This is a genomic window from Pseudomonas sp. AC172 (assembly GCF_979258595.1).
The window spans coordinates 3,927,824-3,953,545 of sequence record NZ_OZ409868.1 but is presented as its reverse complement, the minus strand read 5'-3'; the positions used below and the strand labels follow the sequence as shown (position 1 = coordinate 3,953,545).

Genomic DNA, 25,722 nt, shown 5'->3' with positions numbered 1-25,722 from the left:
AGCCCTCTCCCAGAGGCAGAGGGGACTGACCGCGTTGCCCTTGCGAGTATGCCGACCTGAAATATCGAGTCGACCTCAGGATTGGAAATCTTCGCCGATCGGCTCCCTTTCCCCCTCGCCCCCTTGGGGGAGAGGGTTGGGGTGAGGGGGGCTGGATCTCATTGGCACAACAAAAAGCCCCTGAATCTCTCAATTCAGGGGCTTTCGTTTAAGCGTTGATCCGAAAATCAGGCCGCTTCGATCTTGCGGTTCTGTTCAACCTTACCCAGATAGGTTGCGAGTTTTTCCTGCTCTGCCGGCGTGGTAAACAAGCCGAGTTTGCTGCGGCGCCACAGAATGTCGTGGGCAGTGGTCGCCCATTCTTCGCTGCACAGGTAATCGACTTCACGGGTGTAGAGTCCGCCGCCCAAGTGCTCACCCATGTCCGCCAGGGTTTCCACGCCTTCAAGCATGCGCCAGGAGCGGCTGCCGTAGGTGGTGGACCAGCGACGAGCGATCTCGGTCGGCACGAAGTCGAACTTGTCGCGAATCTGCGCACACAAGGCCTGTGGCGTGGTCATGTCTTCGCCGCCGGGCAGGGTAGCGGTGGCTGTCCAGCTCGGGCGCATCTGGGTGAAGAACGGCAGCAACTGCGCCATCGCCGACTCAGCGAGTTTGCGGTAGGTGGTCAGTTTGCCGCCGAACACCGACAGCAGTGGCGCTTCTTCGCCGCCAGCCGACAAGGCCAGGGTGTAATCGCGGGTGACGGCCGACGGGTTGTCGGATTCGTCGTTGCACAGTGGGCGTACGCCCGAGTAGCTGTGCTGGATGTCGTCGCGGCTGATCTGCTGCTTGAAGTGCGCGTTGACCACTTTCAGCAGGTAATCGGTTTCGCCTTCGGTGATTGCCACTTTCGCCGGATCACCGGTGTACTCGCGGTCAGTAGTGCCAATCAATGTGAAGTGGTTCAGGTACGGAATGGTGAAGACGATGCGCTGATCTTCGTTTTGCAGAATGTGCGCATGATCACCTTCGTACAGTTTCGGCACGATGATGTGGCTGCCCTGAATCAGACGGATGCCGTATGGCGATTCCATCTTCAGGTCATCACGAATGAACTTGGCTACCCACGGGCCAGCGGCGTTCACCAGCGCTTTGGCAGTGATCGAAAACAGGCTGCCGTCGGCACGTTCCAGGTTCAGGTGCCACAGGCCTTTGGCGCGACGGGCGCTGACGCAGCGAGTCTGGGTGTGCACGTGGGCGCCTTTTTCCCGGGCGGCCATGGCGTTCAAAACCACGAGACGGGCGTCGTCGACCCAGCAGTCGGAGTATTCGAAGCCTTTCTTGATTTCGCTTTTCAGCGCGCTGTCGGCACCAAACTTCAAGCTTTTCGAACCTGGCAGTTTTTCGCGCTTGCCGAGGTTGTCATACAGGAACAGGCCCGCACGGATCATCCACGCCGGGCGCAGGTGCGGACGGTGCGGCAGCACAAAGCGCATCGGTTTGACGATGTGCGGTGCCTTGGCCAGCAGCACTTCGCGTTCGGCGAGTGCTTCACGCACCAGACGGAATTCATAATGTTCGAGGTAGCGCAGGCCGCCGTGGATCAGCTTGCTGCTGGCTGACGAGGTGTGGCTGGCCAGATCGTCTTTTTCACAAAGGAACACCGAAAGCCCGCGACCGGCGGCATCCGCTGCGATCCCCACGCCATTGATCCCGCCGCCGATAACGGCGATGTCGTAGATCTCGGAGATTGGGGGCGTACGCAAGGTAGAGGTGGACATCGGCTGGCCTCGGGTTCTTTTGATTTTCTATATTGGAAATCGAACATGAATGTTCATTTGCGAAAATGGTAGCCCATAAACACGCGCGCAGCCAGTCACGTTCGATTGAAAAAACTCATCGAAGGGCGGTTAAAAGAAAATTTTCGAACATTAAATGCGCGGAGGGGCGCTAGAAGTGTGCTGTTTACTCGATTGCATTCGCGAGCAGGCTCGCTCCCACAGTTTGAAATGCATTCCAGTGTGGGAGCGAGCCTGCTCGCGAAGGCGTCGGCGCAGCCAATGAAGATTAGGGAGGTTAAACGACTTCCAGGCGAATCTTGTGCTGACTCAACAACTGCGCCAGCGCCGGCACAGGCTGCTGATCGGTCACCAGGCAATCGATCAGGCTGATCGGCCCCAACCGGATCATCGCGTTACGCCCGAACTTGCTCGAGTCAGCCGCCAGAATCACCTGCCGGGCATTGGCAATGATCGCCTGCGAAACCCGCACTTCCTGATAATCAAAATCCAGCAAACTGCCGTCTTCATCGATCCCGCTGATCCCGACCAAGGCGAAATCAACCTTGAACTGATTGATGAAATCCACACTGGCTTGACCGACCACACCGCCATCACGGCGCACATTGCCGCCGGTCAGCAATACATCGAAATCATCCTTGGCACTGAGCATCGACGCTACGTGCAGGTTGTTGGTGATGATCTTCAGGTGATTGTGATTGAGCAGGGCGCGAGCAATCGATTCGGTGGTGGTGCCGATATTGATGAACAGCGAGGCGTGATCGGGAATCTGTGCGGCGATGGCTTCACCGATGCGTTGTTTTTCATCGCGCATCTGATCGGCGCGCATCGCATAAGCAGTGTTTTCGACGCTGGAGTCGTAAGCAGCGCCGCCATGGTAGCGACGCAACAGATTGGCTTCCGCGAGCTGATTGATGTCGCGGCGGATGGTTTGCGGGGTAACAACGAACAGCGTGGCCATTTCCTCGATGCTCACATAGCCGCGTTCGCGGACCAGCTCGAGGATTTGCTGCTGACGGGGAGGCAGATTCATGGGGCTTCCTTTGGGCTGCCGTGCAAAATTTGCCCATGATGCCGCAGGAATCCGCTCCCGACCAGTTAGTTACCTATCAGTCGCTGCAGGTTGGCTTATTCAGCGTCTTCGCGCGCCCAGTCACGGGTACGGCTGACGGCTTTTTTCCAGCCTTTGTACAGTTTCTCTTTTTCGGTTTCGTCCAGGCTCGGTTCGAACTCGCGCTCGATCACCGCTTTGCCGCGCAACTCTTCCAGGCTGCCCCAGAACCCACACGCCAGACCGGCCAGATACGCCGCGCCAAGCGCCGTGGTTTCGCGCATTTGCGGGCGCTCAACCTGAGTGCCAAGGATGTCGGCCTGGAACTGCATGAGGAAGTTGTTCGCCACCGCACCGCCGTCCACCCGCAGGGCCTTGAGGCGTTCGCCGGAGTCCTGTTGCATGGCGTCGAGCACGTCGCGGGTCTGGTAGGCGATCGATTCCAGCGCAGCGCGGATGATGTGATCCACGCGTACGCCGCGAGTCAGGCCGAACAGCGCGCCACGGGCATACGGGTCCCAGTACGGAGCGCCGAGACCGGTGAAGGCCGGCACCAGGTATACGCCATTGCTGTCCTTCACTTTATTGGCGAAGTATTCGGTGTCGTGGGCGTCGTTGATGATCTTCAGCTCATCGCGCAGCCACTGCACGGTGGAACCGCCGTTGAACACCGCGCCTTCCAGCGCGTAAGCGACTTCGCCACGCGGGCCGCAAGCGATGGTGGTAAGCATGCCGTGCTGGGACTTCACCGCTTTGTCGCCAGTGTTCATCAGCAGGAAGCAGCCGGTGCCATAGGTGTTTTTCGCCTGGCCTGGCTCGACGCACATCTGGCCGAACAGGGCGGCCTGCTGGTCGCCGGCGATACCGCCGATGGCGATGCCGCTCTTGGTACGGCCGTAGATTTCCGAAGAAGCCTTCACTTCCGGAAGCATTTCGCGCGGGATGTCGAGGATCTCGAGCATCTTCGAATCCCATTCCAGCGAATGGATGTTGAAGAGCATGGTGCGCGAGGCGTTGGTGTAGTCGGTGACGTGCACCTTGCCGCCAGTGAATTTCCAGATCAGCCAGCTATCGACGGTGCCGAACAGCAGTTCGCCGTTGCGTGCACGCTCGCGGCTGCCTTCGACGTTGTCGAGGATCCACTTCAGTTTGGTGCCGGAGAAGTACGGGTCGGTGACCAGACCGGTGTTGTCGCGGATGTACTCTTCGTGGCCGTCGCGCTTGAGCTGCTGGCAGATCTCGGTGCTGCGGCGGCACTGCCAGACGATGGCGTTGTACACCGGGCGACCGGTGGTCTTGTCCCAGACCACGGTGGTTTCGCGCTGGTTGGTGATACCGATGGCTGCGACCTGGTCGTGGTGCAGACCGGCCTGGGCCAGCGCTTCAACCATCACCGCGCTCTGGGTGGCGAAGATTTCCATCGGATCGTGTTCGACCCAACCCGCCTGTGGGTAATGCTGTGCGAATTCGCGCTGCGCGGTGCAGACCACGTTCGCATCGCGGTCGAAAATGATCGCGCGGGAGCTGGTCGTACCCTGATCGAGGGCAATGATGTAGTTCTTATTCTGAATGTCGGTCATGTCGATTGCCTTGGACGAAATAAGGGAGAGTGGGCCGTGGCGCAGGCTCTATTGGGCAGGAGCCGGCGCCGACTGTTTCAAGAAGTTCTTGGTTTGCCGTCAATGGCCGGTTCTGCATCCTTTGTAGCAGGTGTGGCGCCGGTCAGGTGACGAGCGATAAGCCCGCGATACCCGGCAGCGCCGAGGCAGGCACCGACAATCGGTGCAAAAATCGGAATCAGGAAATAGGGAATATCGCGACCGCCAGTGAAGGAAATTTCACCCCAGCCGGCGAAGAAAGTCATCAGTTTCGGACCGAAGTCACGTGCCGGGTTCATCGCGAAACCGGTCAGCGGGCCCATCGAACTGCCGATCACGGCAATCAGCAAACCGATCAGCAGCGGCGCCAGTGGGCCTTTCGGCAGGCCGTTGTTGTCGTCGGTGAGGGACATGATCACGCCCATCAGGATGGCGGTGATGATCATCTCGACCAGGAACGCCTGAGCAGTCGACAGCACAGGGTTCGGGAAGGTCGAGAACACGGAGGCCAACTCAAGGCTGGCAGCCGAACCGCGAACCATTTGGTGAGTTTGTTCGTAATCGAAGAATAGATTGCTGTACAGCGTGTAAACCAGCAGTGCTCCGCAGAAGGCGCCGGCGATCTGGGCAAGAATGTAGAACGGCAGTTTGCGCTTTTCGAAGTCAGCGAAGATCGCGAGCGCGATGCTGACCGCCGGGTTCAGGTGTGCGCCGGAAACCCCGGCGGTGAGGTAGATCGCCATGCTCACGCCGACGCCCCAGATGATGCTGATTTCCCACAGGCCGAAGCTGGCGCCCGCGACTTTGAGCGCGGCGACACAACCAGTGCCGAAAAAGATCAGCAGTGCAGTGCCCAGAAACTCGGCCATGCATTGGCTCGAGAGCGATGGTTGCTGTAAAGCAGTTGTCATTGAAAACCTCGGTTTTTGTTGTTGTCTGGCGCGATGCCGTCAGGGCAGGGCGCGATTTTCCCCGGTCAGGAATCCCCATTCCTTTCCCGGTTTACTGCTGGGTGCTGCGGTGACGATAATTCTTACATTATTCAGATTCGAAAAAATATAGACAAGAAACAAACCTGTCAAAGGTCGAAAGTGAACCATCGGTCACAATAAAACTATTCGCTGTGTGAATGATCCTTCGCCGTCGAGGCAGAACGGCGCGCTCAGAATGTCTGCAAGTCACGGGAATCACGGCTTGGGATAGAGCCTTTTAGGGGCTGATCACCTAGAATCCGGCACAGTGTTTTTCCGTCACTGCCGAGCCTGGAGCTGCCATGACCCCTGCGTTGGACTTGTTGAAAAAAGTTCGTGCCGAACATCGCGTGCACAGTTACGAACATGACCCCAAAGCCGCGTCCTACGGGCTGGAGGCCGCAGAAAAACTCGCGCTTGAGCCGGCGCAGGTGTTTAAGACGCTGTTGGCGGCCAGCGAAAAAGGCGAGTTGCTGGTGGCTGTAGTGCCGGTCGTCGGAAGCCTCGACCTCAAAGGTCTGGCCCATGCGGCAGGGGTGAAAAAAGTCGAGATGGCTGACCCGGCGGCCGCACAGCGTTCCACCGGCTACCTGTTGGGCGGCATCAGCCCGCTGGGGCAGAAAAAGCCCCTGCGCACCTTCATCGATAACTCGGCTCAGGGTTTTGCGACTATTTATGTCAGCGCCGGTCGGCGTGGTCTGGAGGTCGAGCTGGCGCCGGCCGTGCTCGCCGAACACACCCAGGCGAAATTTGCCGATATCGGCCGCGCGTAATCGTTATCGCTGTATGTAGAAAATTGGCCGGTTCTGTCACTGGCGTGGATCGCAGCGTGGTTGCATGCTTTGGCGACTGACTTAGGGAGAAAGTTATGCAGCTCGAGTTTCATCAGGTCGACGCGTTCAGTGATCGGCCGTTCGGTGGTAATCCGGCGATGGTTTATCGGCTGGAGGCGTGGCTTGTGGATGAGCTGATGCAAAAGATCGCCGCCGAACACAATCTGGCGGAAACTGCGTTTCTAGTACGCGAAGGTCAGGCGTGGCACATCCGTTGGTTCACCCCGACCACTGAAGTGCCGTTGTGCGGGCACGCCACGTTGGCCAGTGCTTATGTGCTGTTCGAGATCTATAAGGAAACCGCCGAGCGTATCGACTTCACTTCTAAATCCGGTCCGTTGAGCGTCACTCGGGAGGGTGATCGGCTGTGGCTGGATTTCCCTTCGATTGTGCCGTCAGGGATTGGTGTGACGCTGGATGTCGAGCGGGCATTGGGCGTTGAAGCCGTTGATGTGCTCGGTTCGAACGAATTGTTTGTGGTGTTGGAATCGGAGCAGGCGGTGCTTGATTGCAAGCCGGACATGGTCGCGTTGGCCAAATTGCCGTGGCTGGGTGCGATCGTCACGGCGCGCGGCAATCAGCACGATTTCGTCTCGCGTTATTTTGCACCGGCGATTGGTATCAATGAGGATCCGGTCACCGGATCGACGCATTGCAGCCTGATTCCGTATTGGTCGAAGCGACTGGGCAAGTCTAGCCTGACCGCCTGCCAGCGCTCGGCGCGGGGTGGGGAGTTGTTTTGTCGGCTGGAAGGTGAGCGGGTGAAGATTGGCGGTAATGCGACGCTGGTTGCCAGCGGTACATTGTTGTTGGGTTAGCCCAAAAACACTGTGGGAGCGAGCCTGCTCGCGAATACGGTTTGTCAGTCAAATCATCTGTGACTGATACATTGCATTCGCGAGCAGGCTCGCTCCCACAGTTTTGATCCAGGACGGATCAGAGGGCGGTGCTGTAGCGGCGGACGCCGTTTTCCACTGCCGGGATTTGCGCAGCGGTGCTGCCTGATGCCTGGAACAACACCAGATGTTCAGCGGCAACGCGAATCCCCACCTGTGCACCGACCTGATGATCAGCATGGCTCGGGAAAATCGATTCCAGCTGCGCACCCGTCGGCAGTTGCAAACGATACAGCGTCGACGCCCCAAGGAACGTCTTGCCGACAATCCGCGCTTTCAACGCACTGTCCGGCGCATAAACAATGTCATCCGGACGCAGCAACACATCCACAGCCCCGCCAATCGGCCAGGTGTAAGCACGATTGCCGCGCAACTCACCCAGTTCGGTCTGCACCGATTCCGGGCTGCCGAGCTGACCACGAATGAAGTAACCCTGGCCGATGAAGCTGGCCACATACGGCGTCGCCGGTTCGTGATACAGGTTGTACGGCGTGTCCCATTGCTCCAGTCGACCTTCCTTGAACACGCCAACGTGATCGCTGACGGCAAAGGCTTCTTCCTGGTCGTGGGTCACCAGAATCGCACTGGTGCCACGGGCCTTGAGGATGTCGCGCACTTCATGACTGAGCTTGCGCCGCAGTTCGCCATCGAGGTTGGAGAACGGCTCGTCGAGCAACAGCAATTGCGGCTCCGGCGCCAAGGCGCGGGCGAGGGCGACGCGCTGTTGCTGGCCGCCGGACAACTCGTGCGGGAAACGTTTGCCGAGGTTCTTCAGGTTGACCAGTTCGAGCAGCTCTTCGGTGACGCGCTCTTTGTTCGGATGCTTGCGGATACCGAAGGCAATATTGTCGGCAACGCTCAGGTGCGGGAACAGCGCGTAATCCTGGAACACCATGCCGATCCGGCGTTTCTCCGGCGCCAGGGTGTAACCGGCGCTGGAAATGGTCTCGCCACCGAGGGTGATTTCACCTTCGTGCACCGGTTCGAATCCGGCGATGGCGCGCAGGGTGGTGGTCTTGCCGCAGCCGGACGAGCCGAGCAGGCAGCCGATGTCACCGGCATTGAGGTGCAGATTGAGGTTCTGCACCACACGTTGATCTTGATACCCGCAAGCGAGGTTGCGCAGGTTCAGCAGTAATTCATGGCTCATGCGTGGTGATATGCCGGTTCGACGAGGAACTCGAGCAGGGCCTTCTGTGCGTGGAGACGGTTTTCTGCCTGATCCCAGGCGACGGAGCGCGGGTCATCAAGCAGGTCGAGGCTGATTTCTTCGCCACGGTGTGCAGGCAAGCAGTGCATGAACAGCACGTCCTCGGCAGCGAGGTCGAGCAGGGCACGGTTGACCTGGAACGGGGCGAACAGCTTGAGGCGTTTGGCAGTTTCCTCTTCCTGACCCATCGAAGTCCAGACATCGGTGCTCACCAGATGCGCGCCGCGCACGGCGTCGGCCGGATCGCGAACGATGGTCACGCGATCGCCAGCCTTGGCCACGAACTCTGGGTTGGGCTCGTAGCCTTCCGGGCAGGCGACGCGCAACTGGAAGTCGAACTGGATCGCCGCCTCTATATAGCTGTTGCACATGTTATTGCCGTCGCCGATCCAGGCCACGGTTTTGCCCTGAATCGAGCCGCGGTGTTCAAGGAAGGTCTGCATGTCGGCCAGCAACTGGCACGGGTGCAGGTCATCGGACAGGCCGTTGATCACCGGTACGCGCGAGTTGGCCGCGAATTCGGTCAGAGTGCTGTGGGCGAAAGTGCGGATCATCACCGCATCGAGCATGCTCGACATGACGATGGCGCAGTCACCGATCGGCTCGCCACGGCCCAGTTGGGTGTCACGCGGGGAAAGGAAGATTGCCTGGCCACCGAGCTGGATCATGCCGGCCTCGAACGAGATCCGGGTGCGGGTCGAGGATTTCTCGAAGATCATGCCCAGCACGCGGTTTTTCAGAGGCTCGAACAGTACGCCGCGGTTACGCAGGTCCTTGAGCTCAACGCCTCGACGGATCACGCTGACCAGCTCTTCGGGCGTGCAATCCATCAGGGAGAGAAAGTGCCTTGCGCTCATCATTGACTACCTTTTTGCTACAAACCGCAGATGCTCAAAGCCTTGTTTAACGGAACAACGGGCGAGACCTGCGGCGTAAGCCGCACGGGGCGACGAAATAGGGGGAGGCGCGATATTGACACTAAATGTCGCGTTTTTCCAATAGGCTACGGTTTTTGCGGAAATCGAAGGGCGCACTGAATGTTGCAGTCGCGCATTTGAAGCCGTGTTCAGGACAGCAGCGAGTCCCTTTGTACACTGGCCTCGCGGGGCTTGGCAATGCGGCGTGGCGGGGATCGAGTCGCTTGGGTCGGTTTACGACCGTGGCGCCATGCCATCATTTGGTCGGATGCTCAGGCTGAAACATTTGCTAAAGCAAAGTGCTGGGTTATAAATAAGTTTCGAGCGACGCAGGAAGCCTCCGCATGGAATCGAAAGAAAAACTGTTAATGGAATTGCTGGGCCACACGGCTCGCTCCCTGACCCATCTCACCGCGTCGGTCACCTCAATGTCTTTCGAGCTGCTGCGCAGCGAAGACGAAGTGGTCAAGACCGCCGGTCGCCACATGATCGATCGCATGGCGACCATCAGTGCTGGCCTCGACGAGCACTGGCGATTGATCGGCGAACTTACCGGCGTGCACATCGCCCATGAGCAGATCGAAACCATCCAGGAAATTCAGCTGGCCGCGCCGCCGCAGTTGCCGTCGAACTGATCATGGCGGTTTATCGGCTCGCCTGATAAGCGTGGATTCACAAGACGAACGTCGCTGGCGCCTGAACGGCGCCGGGGCCATAGTTTTGTTCCCGCGGGCGTGGTTGCCCGCCCAGAACAAGACAGAGACTGGCCATGACCAAGACTCTCCATCACCGTGCCTGCCACCTGTGTGAAGCCATTTGCGGCCTGACCATCGAAACCACCGAAACCGATGGCAAGGTCGCGATCACCTCGATCAAAGGGGATGCCCTCGACACCTTCAGTCGTGGCCACATCTGCCCCAAAGCCGTAGCCCTCCAAGATATTCAGAACGATCCGGACCGCCTGCGCCAGCCAATGCGCCGTATGGGCAGCGAGTGGTTGCCGATCGAGTGGGACGAGGCCTTTGCACTGGTCGCCGAGAAGCTGGCGGCGATTCAGGAGCGTCATGGGCAGAATGCAGTGGCGGTCTATCAGGGCAACCCAAGCGTGCACAATTACGGGTTGATGACCCACAGCAACTATTTCCTCGGGTTGCTGAAGACGCGTAATCGCTTCTCGGCGACCTCGGTCGATCAGTTGCCACATCACCTGAGCAGCTATCTGATGTACGGCCACGGCTTGTTGCTGCCGATTCCGGACATCGATCACACCGATTTCATGTTGATCCTTGGTGGTAATCCACTGGCCTCCAACGGCAGCATCATGACCGTGCCAGATGTTGAGAAACGTTTAAAGGCAATCCAGGCGCGCGGCGGTAAAGTCGTTGTGGTCGATCCACGGCGCAGCGAGACGGCGGCCATGGCTGATCAGCACTTGTTTGTGCGCCCGGGCGGCGATGCGGCGTTGTTGTTTGGCGTGCTCAACACGCTGTTCAGCGAAGGGCTGACCCGCGACAGTCACTTGCCGGTCGATGGTCTGGACGAGGTGCGCGCCGCCGTCGCCGCGTTTACCGCTGAAAGCATGAGCCTGCTGTGCGCCGTGCCTGCCGAACAGATCCGCCAGCTGGCGCGTGACTTCGCGGCGGCGCCGAGTGCTGTGTGTTACGGGCGGATGGGCGTCTCGACCCAGGCCTTCGGCACGTTGTGCCATTGGGTGGTGCAGTTGATCAATCTGGTCACCGGCAACCTCGACCGGATTGGTGGCGCGTTGTGCACCGAGCCGGCAGTGGACCTGGTGGCATCGACCTCGGGCGGGCATTTCAACAAATGGCAGAGCCGTGTCTCGGGACGTCCTGAATACGGCGGCGAGTTGCCGGTCTCGGCGCTGGCCGAAGAGATGCTCACCGAAGGCGAGGGGCAAATCCGTGCGCTGATCACTGTGGCCGGCAATCCGGTGTTGTCGACGCCGAACGGGCGGCAACTTGAGCAAGCGCTGGACGGTCTGGAGTTCATGGTCAGCATTGACCTGTACATCAACGAAACCACGCGCTATGCCGACCTGATCCTGCCGTCGACCTCGGCGCTGGAAAATGATCACTACGACACCACCTTCAATCTGTTCGCGGTGCGTAACGTCACCCGCTTCAACCGCGCGATCCTGGCCAAGCCGGAGGGCGCTTTACATGACTGGGAGATCTTCGTCGGTCTGGCCAAGGCCTTCGCCGAGAAGACCGGCAAAGAACTGAAACCGACCATGCCGCCAGCGAAGATGATCGACATGGGCCTGCGCATGGGCATGTACGGTGACGCCTTCGAGCAGAAACTCTCGTTGGCGACGCTGTTCGATCATCCCCATGGAATTGATCTGGGTGCGTTGAAAGCGAATCTGGCCTCGCGCCTGAAAACACCGAACCAGCGTGTGCAGGCGGCTCCGCCAGAGATCCTCGCTGACCTCGCACGCTTTGCTGCGCTGCAGGCGCCGGCCGCCGATGAGCTACTGATGATCGGCCGCCGCCATGTACGCAGCAACAACTCGTGGATGCACAACTATCACCGTCTGGTGAAGGGCAAGCCGCGCCATCAACTGTTGATGCATCCGGACGATCTCGCCAGCCGTGGGCTCCACGATGGTCAATGGGTGCGCGTCAGTTCGCGGGTTGGGCAAATCGAAGTCGAAGTGCTTGGCAGCCTCGACATGATGAAGGGTGTGGTCAGCCTGCCGCATGGCTGGGGTCATGCACGGCCAGGCGTGCAGATGGCGATTGCCAGTAGTCAGCCGGGGTCGAGCGCGAACGATCTGACTGATGAATGTCAGCTCGACGAGTTGTCCGGTAACGCCGCGTTGAATGGCGTGCCGGTCACGGTGGCGGCCGCCTGAGCGTGACCGTCGGGGAGACCGAGCATGGCGCTCGGGATTCCGTTACAATGCGTCACCGTGCCGACCCATGAGTCGGAAAGTTCAGCCGAGGTGCTCCATGGATATCATCGAAACGATTAAAGAGCAGATTGCCAACAACACCATTCTGCTTTACATGAAAGGCTCGCCGAATGCCCCACAGTGTGGCTTCTCCGCGAAAGCTGCGCAGGCTGTAATGGCGTGTGGCGAAAAGTTTGCGTACGTGGACATCCTGCAGAACCCGGAAATCCGCGCCAACCTGCCTAAGTACGCCAACTGGCCGACTTTCCCACAACTGTGGGTTGGCGGTGAGCTGGTCGGCGGTAGCGACATCATGACCGAGATGGCTGCAGACGGTTCGCTGCAAAGCACCATCAAGTCGGCTGTTGAAGCGGCAGCGGCGAACAAGTCCGAAGCCTGATAAGGCTGGGTTTCAACCGACAGCTCCTGCTTGTGTAGGAGCTGTCGAGTGAAACGAGGCTGCGATCTTTTGATCTTCAGCCAATAAAAAGCCCCGCCACTCGAAAGAGGGCGGGGCTTTTTAGTGCGTTCGAAAAGTTACTGCAAGTTGCCGGTGCAATCTGAAAAGATCGCAGCCTTCGGCAGCTCCTACTCTTCGCCCATCTGCGATTGCAGATAGTTCTCAAGACCGACTTTATCGATCAGGCCCAGTTGGGTTTCGAGCCAGTCGATATGTTCTTCTTCGGATTCGAGAATGTCTTCAAGCAGTTCACGGCTACCGAAGTCACCGACGGTTTCGCAATGCGCGATCGCGGTCTTCAGGTCAGCGTGACCGGTCTTCTCGATACGCAGGTCGCACTCCAGCATTTCCTTGGTGTGCTCGCCGATGTGCAGCTTGCCCAGATCCTGTACGTTCGGCAGGCCTTCGAGGAACAGGATGCGCTTGATCAGCTTGTCCGCGTGTTTCATCTCGTCGATGGATTCTTTGTATTCGTGCTTGCCGAGCTTGTTCAGACCCCAATCTTCATACATGCGGGCATGCAGGAAGTACTGATTGATCGCGACCAGCTCATTGGCAAGGATCTTGTTGAGATGCTGGATGACTGTAATGTCGCCTTTCATGATCGGAGTCCTGCCCTGTATTCGCTGTATATACGGCAGAGTTTGAGCTTCGTATTTATAAGTGTCAAACCTAAGTTATTGAATAATATATGAAAATTAATCGGAATAAGAATGTTTGTGTTCCGCGTCTAGACGCTAAGCAATTGATTTGAAGGCATAAAAAAACCGGACATAAGTCCGGTTCTTTGAAATAGGGGGTATTACGCGGCAGTAAATTCGACCGGATAGGGGATCGCAGCCTGGGCCGTTTGCAGCTTGGTCAGGGTTTCGCGGACCACTTCCTTGGCAAGGCAGGCACATTTGCCGCATTGGCTGGCGACGCCGGTGGCCTGGCGGACTTCTTTATAGCTGCAGCAACCTTCATAGATCGCTTCGCGGATCTGTCCGTCGGTGACGCCAGTGCAGAGACAAACATACATAAGTGAGAACCGTCGCTGGTTGTGACTCAATTGCGATGGATCTTAATGTTAACGAGAATGATTGTCAAAGTGCTTTCGGAACGCTTCAGCTGATTAACAGCCATGACTGACGAACGGTATTTGCTGGCGATTTGCCTGGCCCCGTAAATGCAGCGCCGTTATGCGCCTGCTTTGAAAAACCGTTAAGGACAGGCCAAATTCGCAGTGTATGATGGTCGGCCCTTGCGAAGGGGGTTCGTGTCACAGGGCTGTCGCCTGAGGGTGGCAGGCTGGCGCGGACCCTGAACTTCAAGTTTTTACACCAGGAGATATCAATGAGCGTACTCGTAGGCAAACAAGCCCCTGACTTCACCGTCCCGGCCGTACTCGGCAATGGCGAGATCGTTGACAGCTTCACCCTGTCCTCGGCCATCAAAGGCAAATACGGCCTGGTGTTCTTCTACCCACTGGACTTCACCTTCGTCTGCCCGTCCGAGCTGATCGCTCTGGACAACCGCATGGCTGACTTCAAGGCACGCAACGTTGAAGTGATCGCTGTGTCGATCGACTCGCACTTCACTCACAACGCTTGGCGCAACACCCCAGTGAACAATGGCGGCATCGGTCAGGTGAAATACACCATGGCTGCCGACATGAAGCACGACATCGCCAAGGCTTACGACGTTGAATCCGAAGGCGGCGTGGCTTTCCGTGGCGCGTTCCTGATCGACGACAAAGGCGTGGTTCGTTCGCAGATCATCAACGACCTGCCGCTGGGCCGTAACATGGAAGAGCTGATCCGTCTTGTCGACGCTCTGCAATTCCACGAAGAGCACGGCGAAGTCTGCCCTGCCAACTGGAAAAAAGGCGACAAAGGCATGAACGCTTCGCCAGAAGGCGTTGCTGCATACCTGACCGAAAACGCTGCTGCCCTGTAAGGCGCAACGTCGAGGTACAAAAAACCGGCCCATGTGGCCGGTTTTTTTATGCGTGGGATTTACCCGGCGACCATCAATCAGTCGTCGAAGTCTTCCCAGCCGCCCATCTGTTTCCAGCGATTGACGATGCCGCAGAACAGCTCAGCGGTTTTCTCGGTGTCGTAACGCGCCGAGTGCGCCTCACGGCCGTCGAAGTCAATGTCGGCGGCCTGGCAAGCTTTTGCCAGTACGGTTTGACCGTACGCCAGGCCGGCCAGCGTCGCGGTGTCGAAGCTGGAGAACGGGTGAAACGGGTTGCGTTTCATGTCCAGTCGCGCGACCGCAGCGTTGAGGAAGCCAAGGTCGAAGCTGCTGTTGTGGCCGACCAGGATCGCGCGCTTGCAGCCGTTGGCCTTCAGCGCCTTGCGGATGCCGCGGAAGATGTCGGTCAGCGCGGTTTCTTCGCTGACGGCCATGCGCAGCGGGTGATCCAGTTTGATCCCGGTGAACTCCAGCGCTGCTGCTTCAATGTTGGCGCCTTCGAACGGCTCAACGCGGAAGAAGTAGGTGTGATCCGGGTAAACAAAACCCTTTTCATCCATGGCGATGGTGGTCGCAGCAATCTCCAGTAATGCATCGGTGGCCGAGTTGAAGCCGCCGGTTTCTACGTCGACGACAACCGGCAGGTAGCCGCGAAAGCGTGCTGCCATCGGGTGACGGGAACCGCCACCGCCACTTTGACCGTCCAGTTCGTCGTCGAAATGGTCTTCACTCACGCGTGTTCCTCCAGCAGGCGCCAGCGCAGTTTTTCACCGGCGCGCAGCGGGATAACGGTCAGCTCGCCAAACGGCAGGCTGGTCGGGGCGGTCCATTCTTCACGAACCAGGGTGATGCGATCGGTGTTTGCCGGCAGGCCGTAGAAACGCGGGCCGTTGAGGCTGGCGAAGGCTTCGAGCTTGTCCAGCGCGTTACGCTGTTCGAAGGCTTCGGCATACATTTCGATGGCGGCGTACGCGGTGTAGCAGCCGGCGCAACCGCAAGCGGCTTCTTTGGCGTGCTGCGCGTGTGGCGCCGAATCAGTGCCGAGGAAGAACTTCGCGCTGCCACTGGTGGCAGCGTCGAGCAGGGCTTCCTGGTGCGTATTACGCTTGAGGATCGGCAAGCAGTAGAAGTGCGGCCGAATCCCGCCCACCAGCATGTGGTTGCGGTTGTACAGCAGGTGATGCGCGGTGATGGTCGCGCCAACATTGGCCGAAGCCTCGTTGACGAACTGCACGGCGTCGCCGGTGGTGATGTGTTCGAACACCACTTTCAGCGTCGGAAAACGCTCCACCACGCGGCGCATGTGCTCATCGATGAAAATCTTTTCGCGGTCGAACACATCGACGTCGCCACGGGTGACTTCACCGTGGATCAACAGCGGCATGCCAACTTCGGCCATGGCTTCGATTGCCGGCAGAATCTTGTCGATGCTGGTCACGCCGGAATCGGAGTTGGTGGTCGCACCGGCCGGGTACAGCTTGGCGGCGTAGACAAAACCACTGGCCTTGGCCTCACGAATTTCTTCGGGCTGGGTGCGGTCGGTGAGGTACAGCACCATCAGCGGCTCAAAGCGACTGCCGGCCGGGCGGGCAGCGAGAATCCGCTGGCGATAGCCGTCGGCTTCAGCGGCGTTGCGCACCGGAGGTACCAGGTTGGGCATGATGATGGCGCGACCAAAAGTGCGCGCAACATCGGCAACGGTATTGGTCAACACGGCACCATCGCGAAGATGAATGTGCCAGTCGTCGGGACGCAGCAGGGTCAGGCGGTCGGACATGAGGGGATTCCAGGCGGGTCAAACTGAGGCGAATGCTACCGGAAAAGACTCTTGCAGGCACTCGCTATCAAGTTTTGCCAGAACCTTCCGATATCCCGTAGGTATGCCGTAAACATAGTGTGAATCGGTCTTTGTGTTTCAGAAGCCAATGGAGCCTCCCGTGCGCCAGCGTTATTTAGCCTTGCTCAGTGTGTTTGCCAGCCTTCCCGCGATGGCGCTCACGTACCAGACCCGTCTGGAGAACATTGAGTGGACGGTCGCCGGCGACAAGTTCGAATGTCGTCTGACCCAGCCGATCACCGATTTCGGCTCGGGTGAGTTCGTGCGCAAGGCGGGCGAGCAGGCGATCTTCCGTCTGAACGCCTACAACGCCATGCTTGGCGGTGGTTCGGCGACGTTGCTGGCGGCGGCTGCACCGTGGCAGCCGGGTCGTGGTGACATCAATCTGGGCAACGTCCGGCTCGGCAGTGGCAACGTGCTGTTCAGCAGTTCGCAGTCGCAGGCCGGAGGTCTGATCAGCGGCCTGCTGGATGGTCGCAGTCCGGTTGTACGTCGTGCGTCTGGCGACGGACGCGTCTCGGAAGTGCGTTTATTGCCGGTGAAATTCAGCAAGGCGTTTAACGACTATCAGACCTGTGTAGCGAAATTGCTGCCGCAGAATTTCGACCAGATCAAACAATCGCAGATCGGCTTTCCCGGCGAGGGCGTTGATCTGGACGCCGCCGCCAAGGCCAAGCTGCAAGTGATGCTCGAATTCATGAAGGCCGATCCAACGGTCAATCACATCGAACTCGATGGCCACTCGGACAACAGCGGCAATCGCCTGACCAACCGTGAACTGTCGCGCCGCCGAGCACTGGCAGTGGTCGACTTCTTCAAGGCCAACGGCATTCAGGAATCGCAGATCACCGTGCGCTTCCATGGCGAGCAATACCCGATTGTGCCGAACACCAATGCGGCCAATCGCGCGAAGAACCGTCGGGTCAATGTCAAACTGGCGCGCGTGGCGCCGACAAGCCCCGTACCTGCGCCTCAAGCGAGCACGCCAGCCAGCACTGCAGCGACTTCCTGACCCGCCGGTCATCGTCGCGCTCTCGACAGATTCTGTCGCTTTGTCGTCTTAAGCTGTCGCGCCTCTGTAAATTATCGCGTTTGGGCGGTAGACTCCTCGGCTTTCCGTAGAACCCCGTGGAGTGATGGCATGGCGGACGTAAACAAGGTCGTTCTGGCGTATTCCGGCGGCCTGGACACTTCGGTGATCCTCAAGTGGCTGCAGGATACTTATAACTGTGAAGTGGTGACCTTCACCGCTGATCTCGGTCAAGGCGAAGAGGTCGAGCCGGCCCGCGCCAAGGCTCAGGCCATGGGCGTCAAAGAAATCTACATCGACGATCTGCGCGAAGAGTTCGTGCGTGATTTCGTGTTCCCGATGTTTCGCGCCAACACCGTTTACGAGGGCGAGTACCTGCTGGGTACTTCCATCGCACGTCCGCTGATCGCCAAGCGTTTGATCGAAATCGCCAACGAAACCGGCGCTGACGCCATTTCCCACGGCGCTACCGGCAAGGGCAATGACCAGGTACGTTTCGAACTGGGTGCCTATGCGCTCAAGCCAGGCGTAAAAGTGATCGCCCCTTGGCGCGAGTGGGATCTGCTGTCCCGCGAGAAGCTGATGGACTACGCCGAGAAGCACGCGATCCCGATCGAGCGTCACGGCAAGAAGAAATCCCCGTACTCGATGGACGCCAACCTGCTGCACATCTCCTATGAAGGCGGCGTGCTGGAAGACACCTGGACCGAGCACGAAGAAGACATGTGGAAATGGACCGTCTCCCCGGAGAACGCTCCTGACAAACCACAGTATCTGGAACTGACCTACCGTAACGGCGACATCGTTGCGCTGGACGGCGTCGAAATGACTCCGGCCACCGTGCTGGCGACGCTGAACAAGATCGGTGGTGCTCACGGTATCGGCCGTCTCGACATCGTCGAGAACCGTTACGTCGGCATGAAGTCCCGTGGCTGCTACGAAACCCCGGGCGGCACCATCATGCTGCGCGCTCACCGCGCCATCGAGTCGATCACTCTGGACCGCGAAGTCGCTCACCTCAAAGACGAGCTGATGCCGAAATACGCCAGCCTGATCTACACCGGTTACTGGTGGAGCCCAGAGCGTCTGATGCTGCAACAGATGATCGATGCTTCGCAGGTCAACGTGAACGGTGTAGTTCGCCTGAAGCTGTACAAAGGCAACGTGATCGTCACCGGCCGCAAGTCCGACGACTCGCTGTTCGATGCCAACATCGCGACCTTCGAAGAAGACGGCGGTGCTTACAACCAGGCCGACGCGGCGGGCTTCATCAAGCTCAACGCGCTGCGCATGCGCATTGCTGCCAACAAGGGCCGCAAACTGTTTTAAGCGTTGCAGACTGACGCACAATGAAAAGGGCGGCCCTGTCATCGAGACAAGGTCGCCTTTTTGCATCATTCCTTGTCGACTTCAGCTTGAACCCAGGTGCTGTTCTTCGCCTGTGTGGCTTCGACTCATCTTTCATGCTCGCCCCAGTAGCGTCACGGCTTGTGAGCACAGGTTATAAACAATACAAAGCGTTTTTCCTGAGCCTTTCTTGACGTGTTTGATCTGCACAAGTGCATGCTGCGTCAGTACGACGTCCGATACGTGATTGGAAAGAAACACAACCATCCGTGGAATTTTCCTGTCGAGGTTGCGGATATTTTCCAGAATGGTGGCTAATTCTCTTGATGCATCGATATCCCGTGCATCGATGAGGTGCAGGTCGCTGACACATGCAGGCAACTGAATGTTGTGCTGAACAATCTGGCTCGATTTTGTGTTGATGTCGGGCGGCGGATCAGGTGCGTTGTGGACTTTGCACGAGTCTTTGCATTCGCCAGCGCCTGACTCGCTCGGGACGATACAACTGGATAGTCCAAATGTGCCTTGCGCGGATGAGTCCGCCTTCGGCGCGCTTCGTTTGTTCTCGCGAATATTGCTGTCGATCGTTCTTAGAAAACTCTTGTCTTTGTCAAAGTCTGAAGGTGAATAGAGGGAACGGGAGTTGAAGTTTAGAGTGATAAAGAAAAGGAATAGCAAGTAAAACGGGAAGCTGATCAGGAACCACACGTAAACCTCCCGGTCCTTATTGTCCAGGAATGGCAGGGAAACGGCGGCTGATGTTTCCGAAATGGCGGCGAATATGGCAATCACTGTCATGGGGTTGGTGATTTTGCTTTTTATTTTGAGCATGTTCTTACTCTTTTGTCTGGTCTTTGTCATGGTTGATAAGTTTATGCGAGTTAAGGTTTATGGTTGTGGGTGGTTATGTTTATGTTTATAGCAAAAGTATTTGTTCTGGTATAAATATCTTGTTTCAAGTGTTTATCTTTTGCTTCGCGTAGTATGCCGGTGTCGCAATTGTGGTTTTGTATTGCCAATGTTTGATTTCTGTTTTTACCACGCAAGGGTGTAGAGTCGCCCGCACCGGTCAGGCACAGTGAATCTCAGCGGTGACATGTGATTTTTGCGCCGTTAGTTGTAATTTGTAACAGGCTAGAAATGGGAGGTAATGCCTTGGCGGAGAGTCAAGCGGCGTTGGATGTTTAGGGGTCTAGAAGTTTTTTGTAGGATTAATCCGCGATGAATGTAGGGCATGTCTCTCGTTGCAAGTGCGTGTTAACCTCGGCATGCCATAGGGCAAGTGACTGGGCTATTGTGCGTGTTCTAAAAATTCGAACAGCGAAACTGGACTTGCCCATGAATAAAGTGCTGATCGTGGATGATCACCCTGTCATTCGTCTTGCGGTACGTATGCTGATGGAACGTCATGGCTACGAAGTCATCGCAGAAACTGATAACGGTGTGGATGCGTTACAACTTGCTCGCGAACAAATGCCGGATATTGTCATTCTGGATATAGGAATACCGAAACTTGATGGTCTGGAAGTTATTGCACGTCTGACTTCGACGGCGATGCCTATTAAAGTACTGGTGTTGACTTCCCAGGCGCCCGGGCACTTTTCAATGCGCTGCATGCAGTCGGGGGCTGCCGGTTATGTTTGTAAACAGCAGGACTTGACCGAGTTGCTCAGCGCAATCAAGGCCGTATTGTCCGGCTACAGTTATTTTCCCAATCAGGCTTTGCATACTGTGCGCACCAGTCTGGGCAATGCGAGCGAAGCCGATATGGTGGATCGTCTGTCCGGTCGGGAAATGATGGTGTTGCAGCAGTTGGCGCGGGGCAAGACCAACAAGGAAATTGCCGATGGCATGTTTTTGAGCAACAAAACGGTGAGTACCTACAAGACGCGCTTGTTGTTGAAGCTCAATGCTCGCTCCCTGGTTGATCTGATCGAGTTGGCGCAGCGTAATGGTCTGGTCTGAATGTATCGATGGCTGACGGGGTCATGGGCCGATCAAACTCAGCTAGCTGCAGAAAGTAAAAAGCCTCCGGTTCGGGAGGCTTTCAAATATCAGTCATCAAAATCGAACTCGGCCAATTGTTTTTGCAGTCGGCGCTCCTCAAGCAGGTTATCGATCGTACGGCGCTTGCTGAGATTGGTCTTGGCGACTTCGACCACAGGTTCGGCGTCATCAGTTTCTGCAGCCATATCGTCATCTACATCCATTGGCTCTTTGTCGCTACTCATCAGCTAACTCCCGGCTAAGAATGCCTTTGGCGCTCCTTATATCGATATTCCTGCGGCGGGTAAAAAAGATTTTTTCAATCGACTTATCAATTATTCCAATAGCCGCTCAATCGTCCGAAGTTTTGTCCTTGTACTCGCACAAGTCTTCGATCCGGCAGCTGCCGCAGCGCGGCTTGCGGGCCAGACACACGTAGCGGCCGTGAAGGATCAGCCAGTGATGAGAGTCGAGCAGGAATTCCTTGGGTACAAACTTCATCAGCTTCTTTTCCACTTCGACCACATTTTTGCCCGGTGCAATGCCGGTGCGGTTGCTGACACGAAATATGTGGGTATCGACGGCCATGGTCAGTTGACGGAAAGCCGTGTTGAGTACGACGTTGGCGGTCTTGCGGCCCACTCCCGGCAAGGCTTCGAGCTCTTCACGGGTTTGCGGAACCACACTGCCGTGGCGTTCGACCAGCAGGCGGCAGGTTTCGATGACGTTTTTGGCCTTGCTGTTGTAGAGACCGATCGTCTTGATATATTCCGATAGACCTTCGACCCCTAAAGCGTGGATCGTCGCCGGCGTATTGGCCACCGGAAACAGCTTCGCCGTGGCTTTGTTGACACCGACGTCAGTCGACTGCGCCGAAAGAATCACGGCGATCAACAGCTCGAACGGCGAGGAGTAGGCCAGTTCGGTCTTCGGCTCCGGATTGTCTTCGTGCAGGCGGCGGAAAATCTCCAGACGTTTTGCAGCATTCATGGGCGATGCGTTTCCTTGGATATCGAGTTCGGGCGAATCAACGCCTGGCGCGCCGCCAACAGCAGCGCCAACAAAATAAAAGCACCGGGGATCAAGGTGATCAGGTGCAGCCCTTCGCTAAATACAACAAGACCTGGCCAGTATTCGGAAAGTCCCCGGCCGAGACTACCGTGACCGATGAGTTCACGCAGCCCTGCAAGTACCAGCATGAGTCCACCGAACGTCGCGTAGAGTTTGAAGCGTTCGGCCAATGATTGATGCCAGAAACCATTGTGTTCCAGTACCACGCATTGCAACGCGATCAGGCCTGCATAGAGGCCGAATGTTTGCTGCCAGGGCAGAAACCAGCGCTGTGCCAACAGGTCTGCACAACTGGTGAAGGTCGCGGCGAGCAGCAGGCTGGCCAGCAACGCGCTCGTGCCAGTGAGGCGAGACCGTAAAACAGGCATGCACAAGCCATACAGGCCCACGACACTGGCGAACATCAATACTGCCCCCAGTGCGCCTACCAAGGAGTCACTGGTGCCAAGCAGCAGTGTCAGCATCAAAACATTCGAATGGGCTTCCGAGCGGTTCATGTTCCGTTCCCCAGCAGCGCCGACCGATGTTCATCGAAGTAGCGCAGCGCATCATGGATCGCGCTGATCGCCGCGCGAGAGGTGATGGTCGCACCGGCGATTTGATCAAATTGCCCTTGATCCTTTTTCAGCGCCCAGCCTGCATCGGTCGGCTCTTTGGCCGATTTGCCGGTGAACGTTTGCAGCCAGGCATTCGGCCAGTCACCCAGGTGCGCGCCGAGTGCCGGGGTTTCGGTCTGCTCAAGGGTTTTCACAGCCAATAATTTGCCGGTGGTATCGATGGCGATCAACAACTCGATGGCACCCGCATAACCCTGGGTCTGACTGCGCAGCAGTATCGCGACGGTCTGGCCGTCTCGGGTCGCGCGATAGCCGCTCGACAAGGCGCTGTGACTCAAGGTGGTGTCTGTCAAAGCCAAAGGCTGTTCCAGCGGTTGATTGTCGTAGGTCTCGCGCGGGAGCAGGTCGAGCAGTTTGCGGCTTTCGATCAAGCGCTGCTCCGCGATAATCTGCGGTGCGTTAATACGCTGTACGAAGTAGGTCGCGCCGATGCCGATGACTGCCAACAGCAGCACAATAAGTGTGCTGGCCGTACTATTCATGGCCTCACCTCAACCTGACGGTCTGCGGCAAATCGCTCCAGCGCCGGCACGCAAAGGTTCATCAACAGCACCGCAAACGCCACGCCATCCGGATACCCACCCCAGGTGCGAATCAAATAAGTCAGCAGCCCGACCCCGACGCCGAACAGCAGGCGGGCGAGCGCGGTTTTAGCACCCGAGACCGGTTCAGTGATGATGAAGAACGCGCCCAGCATGGTCGCGCCACTGAGCAGGTGGAACAGCGGCGACCCCTGCGAGTCCGACCCGGAACCATTCCAGAACAGCAGGCTGACAACAAACAGACTGGCGAGCATGCCTGCCGGTGCGTGCCAACCGAAAACCCGGCGTTGCAGCAAAAACAAGCCGCCGGCGAGAAACGCCAGATTCACCCATTCCACACCGTGGCCGCCAAAGCGACCAAACGCCGGATTGCTGGCGAACAATTCGTCCATGGTCAGGCTTTTGTTGATGCGCAGGCTGTCCAGCACCGTGGCCTGCGCCCAAGCGTCCGGCGCCTGGCCTGCACCGAACACCTGTTGAAACGCTGCCGTCAGATCCAGGCCATGGGCCGGCCAATGGGTCATCGGCTGCGGGAACATCACCATAGCCAAGGCAAACCCGAGCATCGCCGGATTGAACGGATTTCGACCGACGCCGCCGTACGCGTGCTTGCCAAACAACAGACCCGAGGCAATCGCCGTCACCGTCAGCCACCACGGGCAATAAGGTGGCAGGGCGGCGGCCAGCAATGTCGCGCTGACCAGCGCACTGCCGTCGCTGAGTGTCGGCTGCATTGGCTGTCGACGCAGTCTGAGGACAGCTGCCTCGATCATCAGCGCGGTGATGATTGCCAACAGCAGATTGATCAACACGCCCCAGCCGTAAAACCAGAACAGCGCCAGCAGCCCCGGCAACGTGGCCAGCAGCACCAGCTTCATCGCCCGTAGCAGGCGGTCGTCGGGTGCCTCAAGGGGCGACATGATCTTGTACCTGGCGCTCGGCGTCTTGCAGGCGGGCGCGGGCCTTGTCGAGGGTTTCACAGGGCGTGTCGGCGCGACGTTCGAGTTTGTTGAGATCCGCGCGGGCGTAGGCCAATTCGGTTTTCAACTGGCGAAGCTGGCTGTCGATCGGGCGTTTTTCGACGCGCATCAGGTCAGGCAAAGGTTGATCGCTTGTGGCTTCGGCGGCGTGCAGGGCTTGTTCGGCATCGCTTAATGCTTGTTCCAGCGCGGCGATCTGCTCCGGCGCCGCTTCGGCGGTTTGGGCTTTTTTCAGTTCGGCGCGGCGCATGGCCAACTGGATCTTCGCCCGTTTCAGATCGGCGTCTTTGCCAGGGGCAGGCACTGTGGGGGCTGGCGGAGCGTTGATTTCAACAGCTGCCAAAGCCTGTTCGGCCGCTTCGAATTGCTGCTGCAACACGATTAATTGCGTCTGCTGCTCGAACGTCGGCGGATGGCCGAAGGCCTTCAGCGATTTGTGCAGTTGCGCACGGCTCATGGCCACATCGATCTTGGCTTTCTTCAGCGCCGCATCAGCGCTCGCCGCTTTCTGCGCACGCACCCGCTCGAGCGCAGCCTGCACCGGATTGGTTGCACTCACTTCAGGTTGCGCCGCCCGTTTCGCCCGCGCTTCACGCTCTGCCTGCTTTTGTTGTTCTTCGCGTTGCAAGCGCTCGTTTCGTCGCTCGAAACGTTGGCGTGCGTGATCGCGTTTGGCCGCCCGTGCCCGCTGTTCTTCAAGACTGAAGGCCAGACCGCCCACCACCGGTACTGTGCTCGGTGGCAATGGATGCATTTCAATGCAATCCACCGGGCATGGCGCGACACACAGGTCGCAACCGGTGCACTCGTCAATGATCACCGTGTGCATCAGTTTCGCCGCGCCGACAATCGCGTCGATCGGGCAGGCCTGGATGCACTTGGTGCAGCCAATGCATTCGGCTTCACGGATGAACGCCACTTGTGGCGGCGCTGAGCCGCGACTGATGTCCAGTTCCAGTACCGGCACTTTCAACAACTCAGCCAGCGCGGCAATGGTTTCGTTACCGCCCGGCGGGCACTTGTTGATCGGCTCGCCTGCGACGATGCCTTGCGCATACGGCTTGCATCCCGGATGGCCGCATTTACCGCATTGGGTCTGCGGCAGAAGGGCATCGATGCGTTGAATCAGACTCATGTTTTGATCAGTCCACTGAATCCGAGAAAAATCACTGCGATCAGTCCGGCGCCGATCAGATCGATCGGCAGGCCACGGAAGGGCAGGGGAATATCGTTATCGACCGTGCGTTCACGCAAGTCCTGGAACAGGCTCAGCACCAGCCAGAAACCCAGCCCGGCTCCGAGACTCAGCGCTGTCGCCTGCAGCAGGCCTCGATCGTTTTGCGCGTTGATCAGTGCCAGCCCGAGCACACCGGCATTGCCCAGCAGCAATGGCCACAAACCTTCGAAGGGCAGATTCGGCAGCCTGCGCGCCAGCAGCTTCAACAGTGGCGCAATCAGCAATACACTCAACGGCAGAAACACGAACAAGCGCAGGGCTTCAAGGTGCAGCGGTACCAGCAGCCAATGCCAGACTGCGTAACTGGTAACGCCAACGATCAGCATCAGGCACAACGTCGCCAAACCCAGCGCATGCACCTGACGACGACTGCCCGCCAGCAGCGGATCGACGCCCAGGGGCCAGTGCAACACGAAGTTGTTGAGCAGCGCAGCACTGATGAGCGTAAGCACGAGTTCGATCATGGTTCTGCCAGCGAAACGGGC

The 25,722-nt window shown here is 58.0% G+C and carries 27 protein-coding genes; 9 read left to right on the top strand and 18 right to left on the bottom strand.

Annotated features, from left to right (window positions below; all coding sequences use genetic code 11):
* Positions 1–227: 227 nt before the first annotated feature.
* The 4 genes from glpD to ACZ0A4_RS17790 form a co-directional block, all read right to left on the bottom strand.
* A complete protein-coding gene (glpD, locus tag ACZ0A4_RS17805) occupies positions 228–1,763 on the bottom strand; it encodes a glycerol-3-phosphate dehydrogenase (RefSeq protein WP_463575786.1) in 1,536 nt (511 codons plus the stop codon).
* A gap of 295 nt (positions 1,764–2,058) precedes the next feature.
* Entirely contained in the window at positions 2,059–2,814 is a 756-nt protein-coding gene (locus tag ACZ0A4_RS17800; protein ID WP_007916700.1) for a DeoR/GlpR family transcriptional regulator, read from the bottom strand.
* Positions 2,815–2,909: 95 nt separating this feature from the next.
* A complete protein-coding gene (gene glpK, locus ACZ0A4_RS17795; RefSeq protein ID WP_077574371.1) occupies positions 2,910–4,412 on the bottom strand; it encodes a glycerol kinase GlpK in 1,503 nt (500 codons plus the stop codon).
* Between the two features lie 77 nt (positions 4,413–4,489).
* Positions 4,490–5,341: an MIP/aquaporin family protein gene (locus tag ACZ0A4_RS17790; RefSeq protein ID WP_007916695.1), complete on the bottom strand. Its 852-nt coding sequence runs from the start codon at positions 5,339–5,341 to the stop codon at positions 4,490–4,492.
* A 362-nt stretch (positions 5,342–5,703) separates the two neighbouring features.
* Here ACZ0A4_RS17790 and ybaK point away from each other — a divergent pair, with 362 nt between their 5' ends.
* Both ybaK and ACZ0A4_RS17780 read left to right on the top strand, forming a co-directional pair.
* The gene (gene ybaK / locus ACZ0A4_RS17785; RefSeq protein ID WP_463575785.1) at positions 5,704–6,174 is read left to right on the top strand and encodes a Cys-tRNA(Pro) deacylase; all 471 of its coding nucleotides are present in this window, start codon (positions 5,704–5,706) and stop codon (positions 6,172–6,174) included.
* Positions 6,175–6,269: 95 nt separating this feature from the next.
* Positions 6,270–7,052 (top strand): PhzF family phenazine biosynthesis protein, encoded by a 783-nt coding sequence (locus ACZ0A4_RS17780; protein WP_463575784.1) that lies wholly within the window; start codon positions 6,270–6,272, stop codon positions 7,050–7,052.
* 118 nt (positions 7,053–7,170) lie between these two features.
* Here ACZ0A4_RS17780 and ACZ0A4_RS17775 read toward each other — a convergent pair whose 3' ends face one another.
* Together ACZ0A4_RS17775 and argF are read right to left on the bottom strand one after the other, a co-directional pair.
* Complete coding sequence (locus ACZ0A4_RS17775; RefSeq protein ID WP_463575783.1) at positions 7,171–8,280, bottom strand: ABC transporter ATP-binding protein; 1,110 nt, start codon at positions 8,278–8,280, stop codon at positions 7,171–7,173.
* Entirely contained in the window at positions 8,277–9,197 is a 921-nt protein-coding gene (gene argF, locus ACZ0A4_RS17770; RefSeq protein WP_042704963.1) for an ornithine carbamoyltransferase, read from the bottom strand. Before argF ends, ACZ0A4_RS17775 begins: the two co-directional genes overlap by 4 nt.
* 404 nt (positions 9,198–9,601) lie before the next feature.
* Between argF and ACZ0A4_RS17765 the strand changes: the two genes are divergently transcribed.
* From ACZ0A4_RS17765 to grxD, 3 genes are all read left to right on the top strand, one after another.
* Positions 9,602–9,892, top strand: coding sequence for a hypothetical protein (locus tag ACZ0A4_RS17765; protein WP_463575780.1), 291 nt, complete (start codon positions 9,602–9,604; stop codon positions 9,890–9,892).
* A 134-nt stretch (positions 9,893–10,026) separates the two neighbouring features.
* Complete coding sequence (locus tag ACZ0A4_RS17760; protein WP_463575779.1) at positions 10,027–12,132, top strand: molybdopterin oxidoreductase family protein; 2,106 nt, start codon at positions 10,027–10,029, stop codon at positions 12,130–12,132.
* Between the two features lie 97 nt (positions 12,133–12,229).
* Entirely contained in the window at positions 12,230–12,571 is a 342-nt protein-coding gene (gene grxD, locus ACZ0A4_RS17755; protein ID WP_008079424.1) for a Grx4 family monothiol glutaredoxin, read from the top strand.
* A gap of 188 nt (positions 12,572–12,759) precedes the next feature.
* On the opposite strand, the gene bfr is transcribed toward grxD, so the two are convergent.
* Together bfr and ACZ0A4_RS17745 are read right to left on the bottom strand one after the other, a co-directional pair.
* The gene (gene bfr / locus ACZ0A4_RS17750; protein ID WP_007916671.1) at positions 12,760–13,233 is read right to left on the bottom strand and encodes a bacterioferritin; all 474 of its coding nucleotides are present in this window, start codon (positions 13,231–13,233) and stop codon (positions 12,760–12,762) included.
* Between the two features lie 200 nt (positions 13,234–13,433).
* Positions 13,434–13,652, bottom strand: coding sequence for a bacterioferritin-associated ferredoxin (locus ACZ0A4_RS17745; protein ID WP_003227725.1), 219 nt, complete (start codon positions 13,650–13,652; stop codon positions 13,434–13,436).
* 314 nt (positions 13,653–13,966) lie between these two features.
* On the opposite strand from ACZ0A4_RS17745, the gene ACZ0A4_RS17740 reads away from it, so the two are divergent.
* Positions 13,967–14,569, top strand: a complete 603-nt coding sequence (locus ACZ0A4_RS17740) for a peroxiredoxin (protein WP_003227723.1) — start codon at positions 13,967–13,969, stop codon at positions 14,567–14,569.
* 77 nt (positions 14,570–14,646) lie between these two features.
* Here ACZ0A4_RS17740 and rnt read toward each other — a convergent pair whose 3' ends face one another.
* Together rnt and pyrC are read right to left on the bottom strand one after the other, a co-directional pair.
* Positions 14,647–15,324, bottom strand: a complete 678-nt coding sequence (gene rnt, locus ACZ0A4_RS17735; RefSeq protein WP_007916667.1) for a ribonuclease T — start codon at positions 15,322–15,324, stop codon at positions 14,647–14,649.
* Positions 15,321–16,367, bottom strand: coding sequence for a dihydroorotase (gene pyrC, locus ACZ0A4_RS17730; protein WP_007916661.1), 1,047 nt, complete (start codon positions 16,365–16,367; stop codon positions 15,321–15,323). The genes rnt and pyrC overlap by 4 nt, the downstream gene beginning before the upstream one ends.
* A gap of 160 nt (positions 16,368–16,527) precedes the next feature.
* Between pyrC and ACZ0A4_RS17725 the strand changes: the two genes are divergently transcribed.
* Together ACZ0A4_RS17725 and ACZ0A4_RS17720 are read left to right on the top strand one after the other, a co-directional pair.
* Positions 16,528–17,439 (top strand): flagellar protein MotY, encoded by a 912-nt coding sequence (locus ACZ0A4_RS17725; protein ID WP_463575777.1) that lies wholly within the window; start codon positions 16,528–16,530, stop codon positions 17,437–17,439.
* 129 nt (positions 17,440–17,568) lie between these two features.
* Positions 17,569–18,786: an argininosuccinate synthase gene (locus tag ACZ0A4_RS17720; RefSeq protein WP_129395322.1), complete on the top strand. Its 1,218-nt coding sequence runs from the start codon at positions 17,569–17,571 to the stop codon at positions 18,784–18,786.
* A 132-nt stretch (positions 18,787–18,918) separates the two neighbouring features.
* On the opposite strand, the gene ACZ0A4_RS17715 is transcribed toward ACZ0A4_RS17720, so the two are convergent.
* The gene (locus ACZ0A4_RS17715; RefSeq protein WP_463575776.1) at positions 18,919–19,635 is read right to left on the bottom strand and encodes a hypothetical protein; all 717 of its coding nucleotides are present in this window, start codon (positions 19,633–19,635) and stop codon (positions 18,919–18,921) included.
* Positions 19,636–20,142: 507 nt separating this feature from the next.
* On the opposite strand from ACZ0A4_RS17715, the gene ACZ0A4_RS17710 reads away from it, so the two are divergent.
* On the top strand, positions 20,143–20,769 hold the full coding sequence (locus ACZ0A4_RS17710) for a response regulator transcription factor (RefSeq protein WP_007916656.1): 627 nt from the start codon (positions 20,143–20,145) through the stop codon (positions 20,767–20,769).
* A gap of 89 nt (positions 20,770–20,858) precedes the next feature.
* Here the strand turns inward: ACZ0A4_RS17710 and ACZ0A4_RS17705 are convergent, their stop codons facing one another.
* From ACZ0A4_RS17705 to ACZ0A4_RS17675, 7 genes are all read right to left on the bottom strand, one after another.
* Complete coding sequence (locus ACZ0A4_RS17705) at positions 20,859–21,035, bottom strand: PA3496 family putative envelope integrity protein (protein WP_463575774.1); 177 nt, start codon at positions 21,033–21,035, stop codon at positions 20,859–20,861.
* 106 nt (positions 21,036–21,141) lie between these two features.
* The gene (nth, locus tag ACZ0A4_RS17700) at positions 21,142–21,780 is read right to left on the bottom strand and encodes an endonuclease III (protein ID WP_463575773.1); all 639 of its coding nucleotides are present in this window, start codon (positions 21,778–21,780) and stop codon (positions 21,142–21,144) included.
* Positions 21,777–22,358, bottom strand: a complete 582-nt coding sequence (locus ACZ0A4_RS17695; RefSeq protein WP_463575771.1) for an Rnf-Nqr domain containing protein — start codon at positions 22,356–22,358, stop codon at positions 21,777–21,779. Before ACZ0A4_RS17695 ends, nth begins: the two co-directional genes overlap by 4 nt.
* Complete coding sequence (locus ACZ0A4_RS17690; protein ID WP_463575770.1) at positions 22,355–22,960, bottom strand: RnfABCDGE type electron transport complex subunit G; 606 nt, start codon at positions 22,958–22,960, stop codon at positions 22,355–22,357. The genes ACZ0A4_RS17695 and ACZ0A4_RS17690 overlap by 4 nt, the downstream gene beginning before the upstream one ends.
* Positions 22,957–23,940, bottom strand: coding sequence for an RnfABCDGE type electron transport complex subunit D (locus ACZ0A4_RS17685; RefSeq protein ID WP_463575768.1), 984 nt, complete (start codon positions 23,938–23,940; stop codon positions 22,957–22,959). Before ACZ0A4_RS17685 ends, ACZ0A4_RS17690 begins: the two co-directional genes overlap by 4 nt.
* The gene (rsxB, locus tag ACZ0A4_RS17680) at positions 23,927–25,135 is read right to left on the bottom strand and encodes an electron transport complex subunit RsxB (protein ID WP_463575767.1); all 1,209 of its coding nucleotides are present in this window, start codon (positions 25,133–25,135) and stop codon (positions 23,927–23,929) included. Before rsxB ends, ACZ0A4_RS17685 begins: the two co-directional genes overlap by 14 nt.
* Positions 25,132–25,701 carry an electron transport complex protein RnfA gene (locus ACZ0A4_RS17675; RefSeq protein WP_463575766.1) on the bottom strand — a complete coding sequence of 190 codons (570 nt, stop codon included), beginning with the start codon at positions 25,699–25,701 and terminating at the stop codon, positions 25,132–25,134. Before ACZ0A4_RS17675 ends, rsxB begins: the two co-directional genes overlap by 4 nt.
* Positions 25,702–25,722: the final 21 nt, after the last annotated feature.

Excerpts from the sequence above, each read along its gene's own strand:
- bfr (WP_007916671.1), bottom strand. The coding sequence starts at position 13,233 with ATGAAAGGCGACATTACAGTCATCCAGCATCTCAACAAGATCCTTGCC.
- ACZ0A4_RS17790 (WP_007916695.1), bottom strand. The coding sequence starts at position 5,341 with ATGACAACTGCTTTACAGCAACCATCGCTCTCGAGCCAATGCATGGCC.
- ACZ0A4_RS17745 (WP_003227725.1), bottom strand. The coding sequence starts at position 13,652 with ATGTATGTTTGTCTCTGCACTGGCGTCACCGACGGACAGATCCGCGAA.
- ybaK (WP_463575785.1), top strand. The coding sequence starts at position 5,704 with ATGACCCCTGCGTTGGACTTGTTGAAAAAAGTTCGTGCCGAACATCGC.
- nth (WP_463575773.1), bottom strand. The coding sequence starts at position 21,780 with ATGAATGCTGCAAAACGTCTGGAGATTTTCCGCCGCCTGCACGAAGAC.
- ACZ0A4_RS17800 (WP_007916700.1), bottom strand. The coding sequence starts at position 2,814 with ATGAATCTGCCTCCCCGTCAGCAGCAAATCCTCGAGCTGGTCCGCGAA.
- ACZ0A4_RS17765 (WP_463575780.1), top strand. The coding sequence starts at position 9,602 with ATGGAATCGAAAGAAAAACTGTTAATGGAATTGCTGGGCCACACGGCT.
- pyrC (WP_007916661.1), bottom strand. The coding sequence starts at position 16,367 with ATGTCCGACCGCCTGACCCTGCTGCGTCCCGACGACTGGCACATTCAT.
- glpK (WP_077574371.1), bottom strand. The coding sequence starts at position 4,412 with ATGACCGACATTCAGAATAAGAACTACATCATTGCCCTCGATCAGGGT.
- ACZ0A4_RS17685 (WP_463575768.1), bottom strand. The coding sequence starts at position 23,940 with ATGTCGCCCCTTGAGGCACCCGACGACCGCCTGCTACGGGCGATGAAG.
- ACZ0A4_RS17690 (WP_463575770.1), bottom strand. The coding sequence starts at position 22,960 with ATGAATAGTACGGCCAGCACACTTATTGTGCTGCTGTTGGCAGTCATC.
- ACZ0A4_RS17705 (WP_463575774.1), bottom strand. The coding sequence starts at position 21,035 with ATGAGTAGCGACAAAGAGCCAATGGATGTAGATGACGATATGGCTGCA.
- ACZ0A4_RS17715 (WP_463575776.1), bottom strand. The coding sequence starts at position 19,635 with ATGCTCAAAATAAAAAGCAAAATCACCAACCCCATGACAGTGATTGCC.
- ACZ0A4_RS17720 (WP_129395322.1), top strand. The coding sequence starts at position 17,569 with ATGGCGGACGTAAACAAGGTCGTTCTGGCGTATTCCGGCGGCCTGGAC.
- ACZ0A4_RS17710 (WP_007916656.1), top strand. The coding sequence starts at position 20,143 with ATGAATAAAGTGCTGATCGTGGATGATCACCCTGTCATTCGTCTTGCG.
- ACZ0A4_RS17695 (WP_463575771.1), bottom strand. The coding sequence starts at position 22,358 with ATGAACCGCTCGGAAGCCCATTCGAATGTTTTGATGCTGACACTGCTG.
- ACZ0A4_RS17760 (WP_463575779.1), top strand. The coding sequence starts at position 10,027 with ATGACCAAGACTCTCCATCACCGTGCCTGCCACCTGTGTGAAGCCATT.
- ACZ0A4_RS17775 (WP_463575783.1), bottom strand. The coding sequence starts at position 8,280 with ATGAGCCATGAATTACTGCTGAACCTGCGCAACCTCGCTTGCGGGTAT.
- ACZ0A4_RS17780 (WP_463575784.1), top strand. The coding sequence starts at position 6,270 with ATGCAGCTCGAGTTTCATCAGGTCGACGCGTTCAGTGATCGGCCGTTC.
- glpD (WP_463575786.1), bottom strand. The coding sequence starts at position 1,763 with ATGTCCACCTCTACCTTGCGTACGCCCCCAATCTCCGAGATCTACGAC.
- rsxB (WP_463575767.1), bottom strand. The coding sequence starts at position 25,135 with ATGAGTCTGATTCAACGCATCGATGCCCTTCTGCCGCAGACCCAATGC.
- ACZ0A4_RS17675 (WP_463575766.1), bottom strand. The coding sequence starts at position 25,701 with ATGATCGAACTCGTGCTTACGCTCATCAGTGCTGCGCTGCTCAACAAC.
- argF (WP_042704963.1), bottom strand. The coding sequence starts at position 9,197 with ATGAGCGCAAGGCACTTTCTCTCCCTGATGGATTGCACGCCCGAAGAG.
- ACZ0A4_RS17740 (WP_003227723.1), top strand. The coding sequence starts at position 13,967 with ATGAGCGTACTCGTAGGCAAACAAGCCCCTGACTTCACCGTCCCGGCC.
- grxD (WP_008079424.1), top strand. The coding sequence starts at position 12,230 with ATGGATATCATCGAAACGATTAAAGAGCAGATTGCCAACAACACCATT.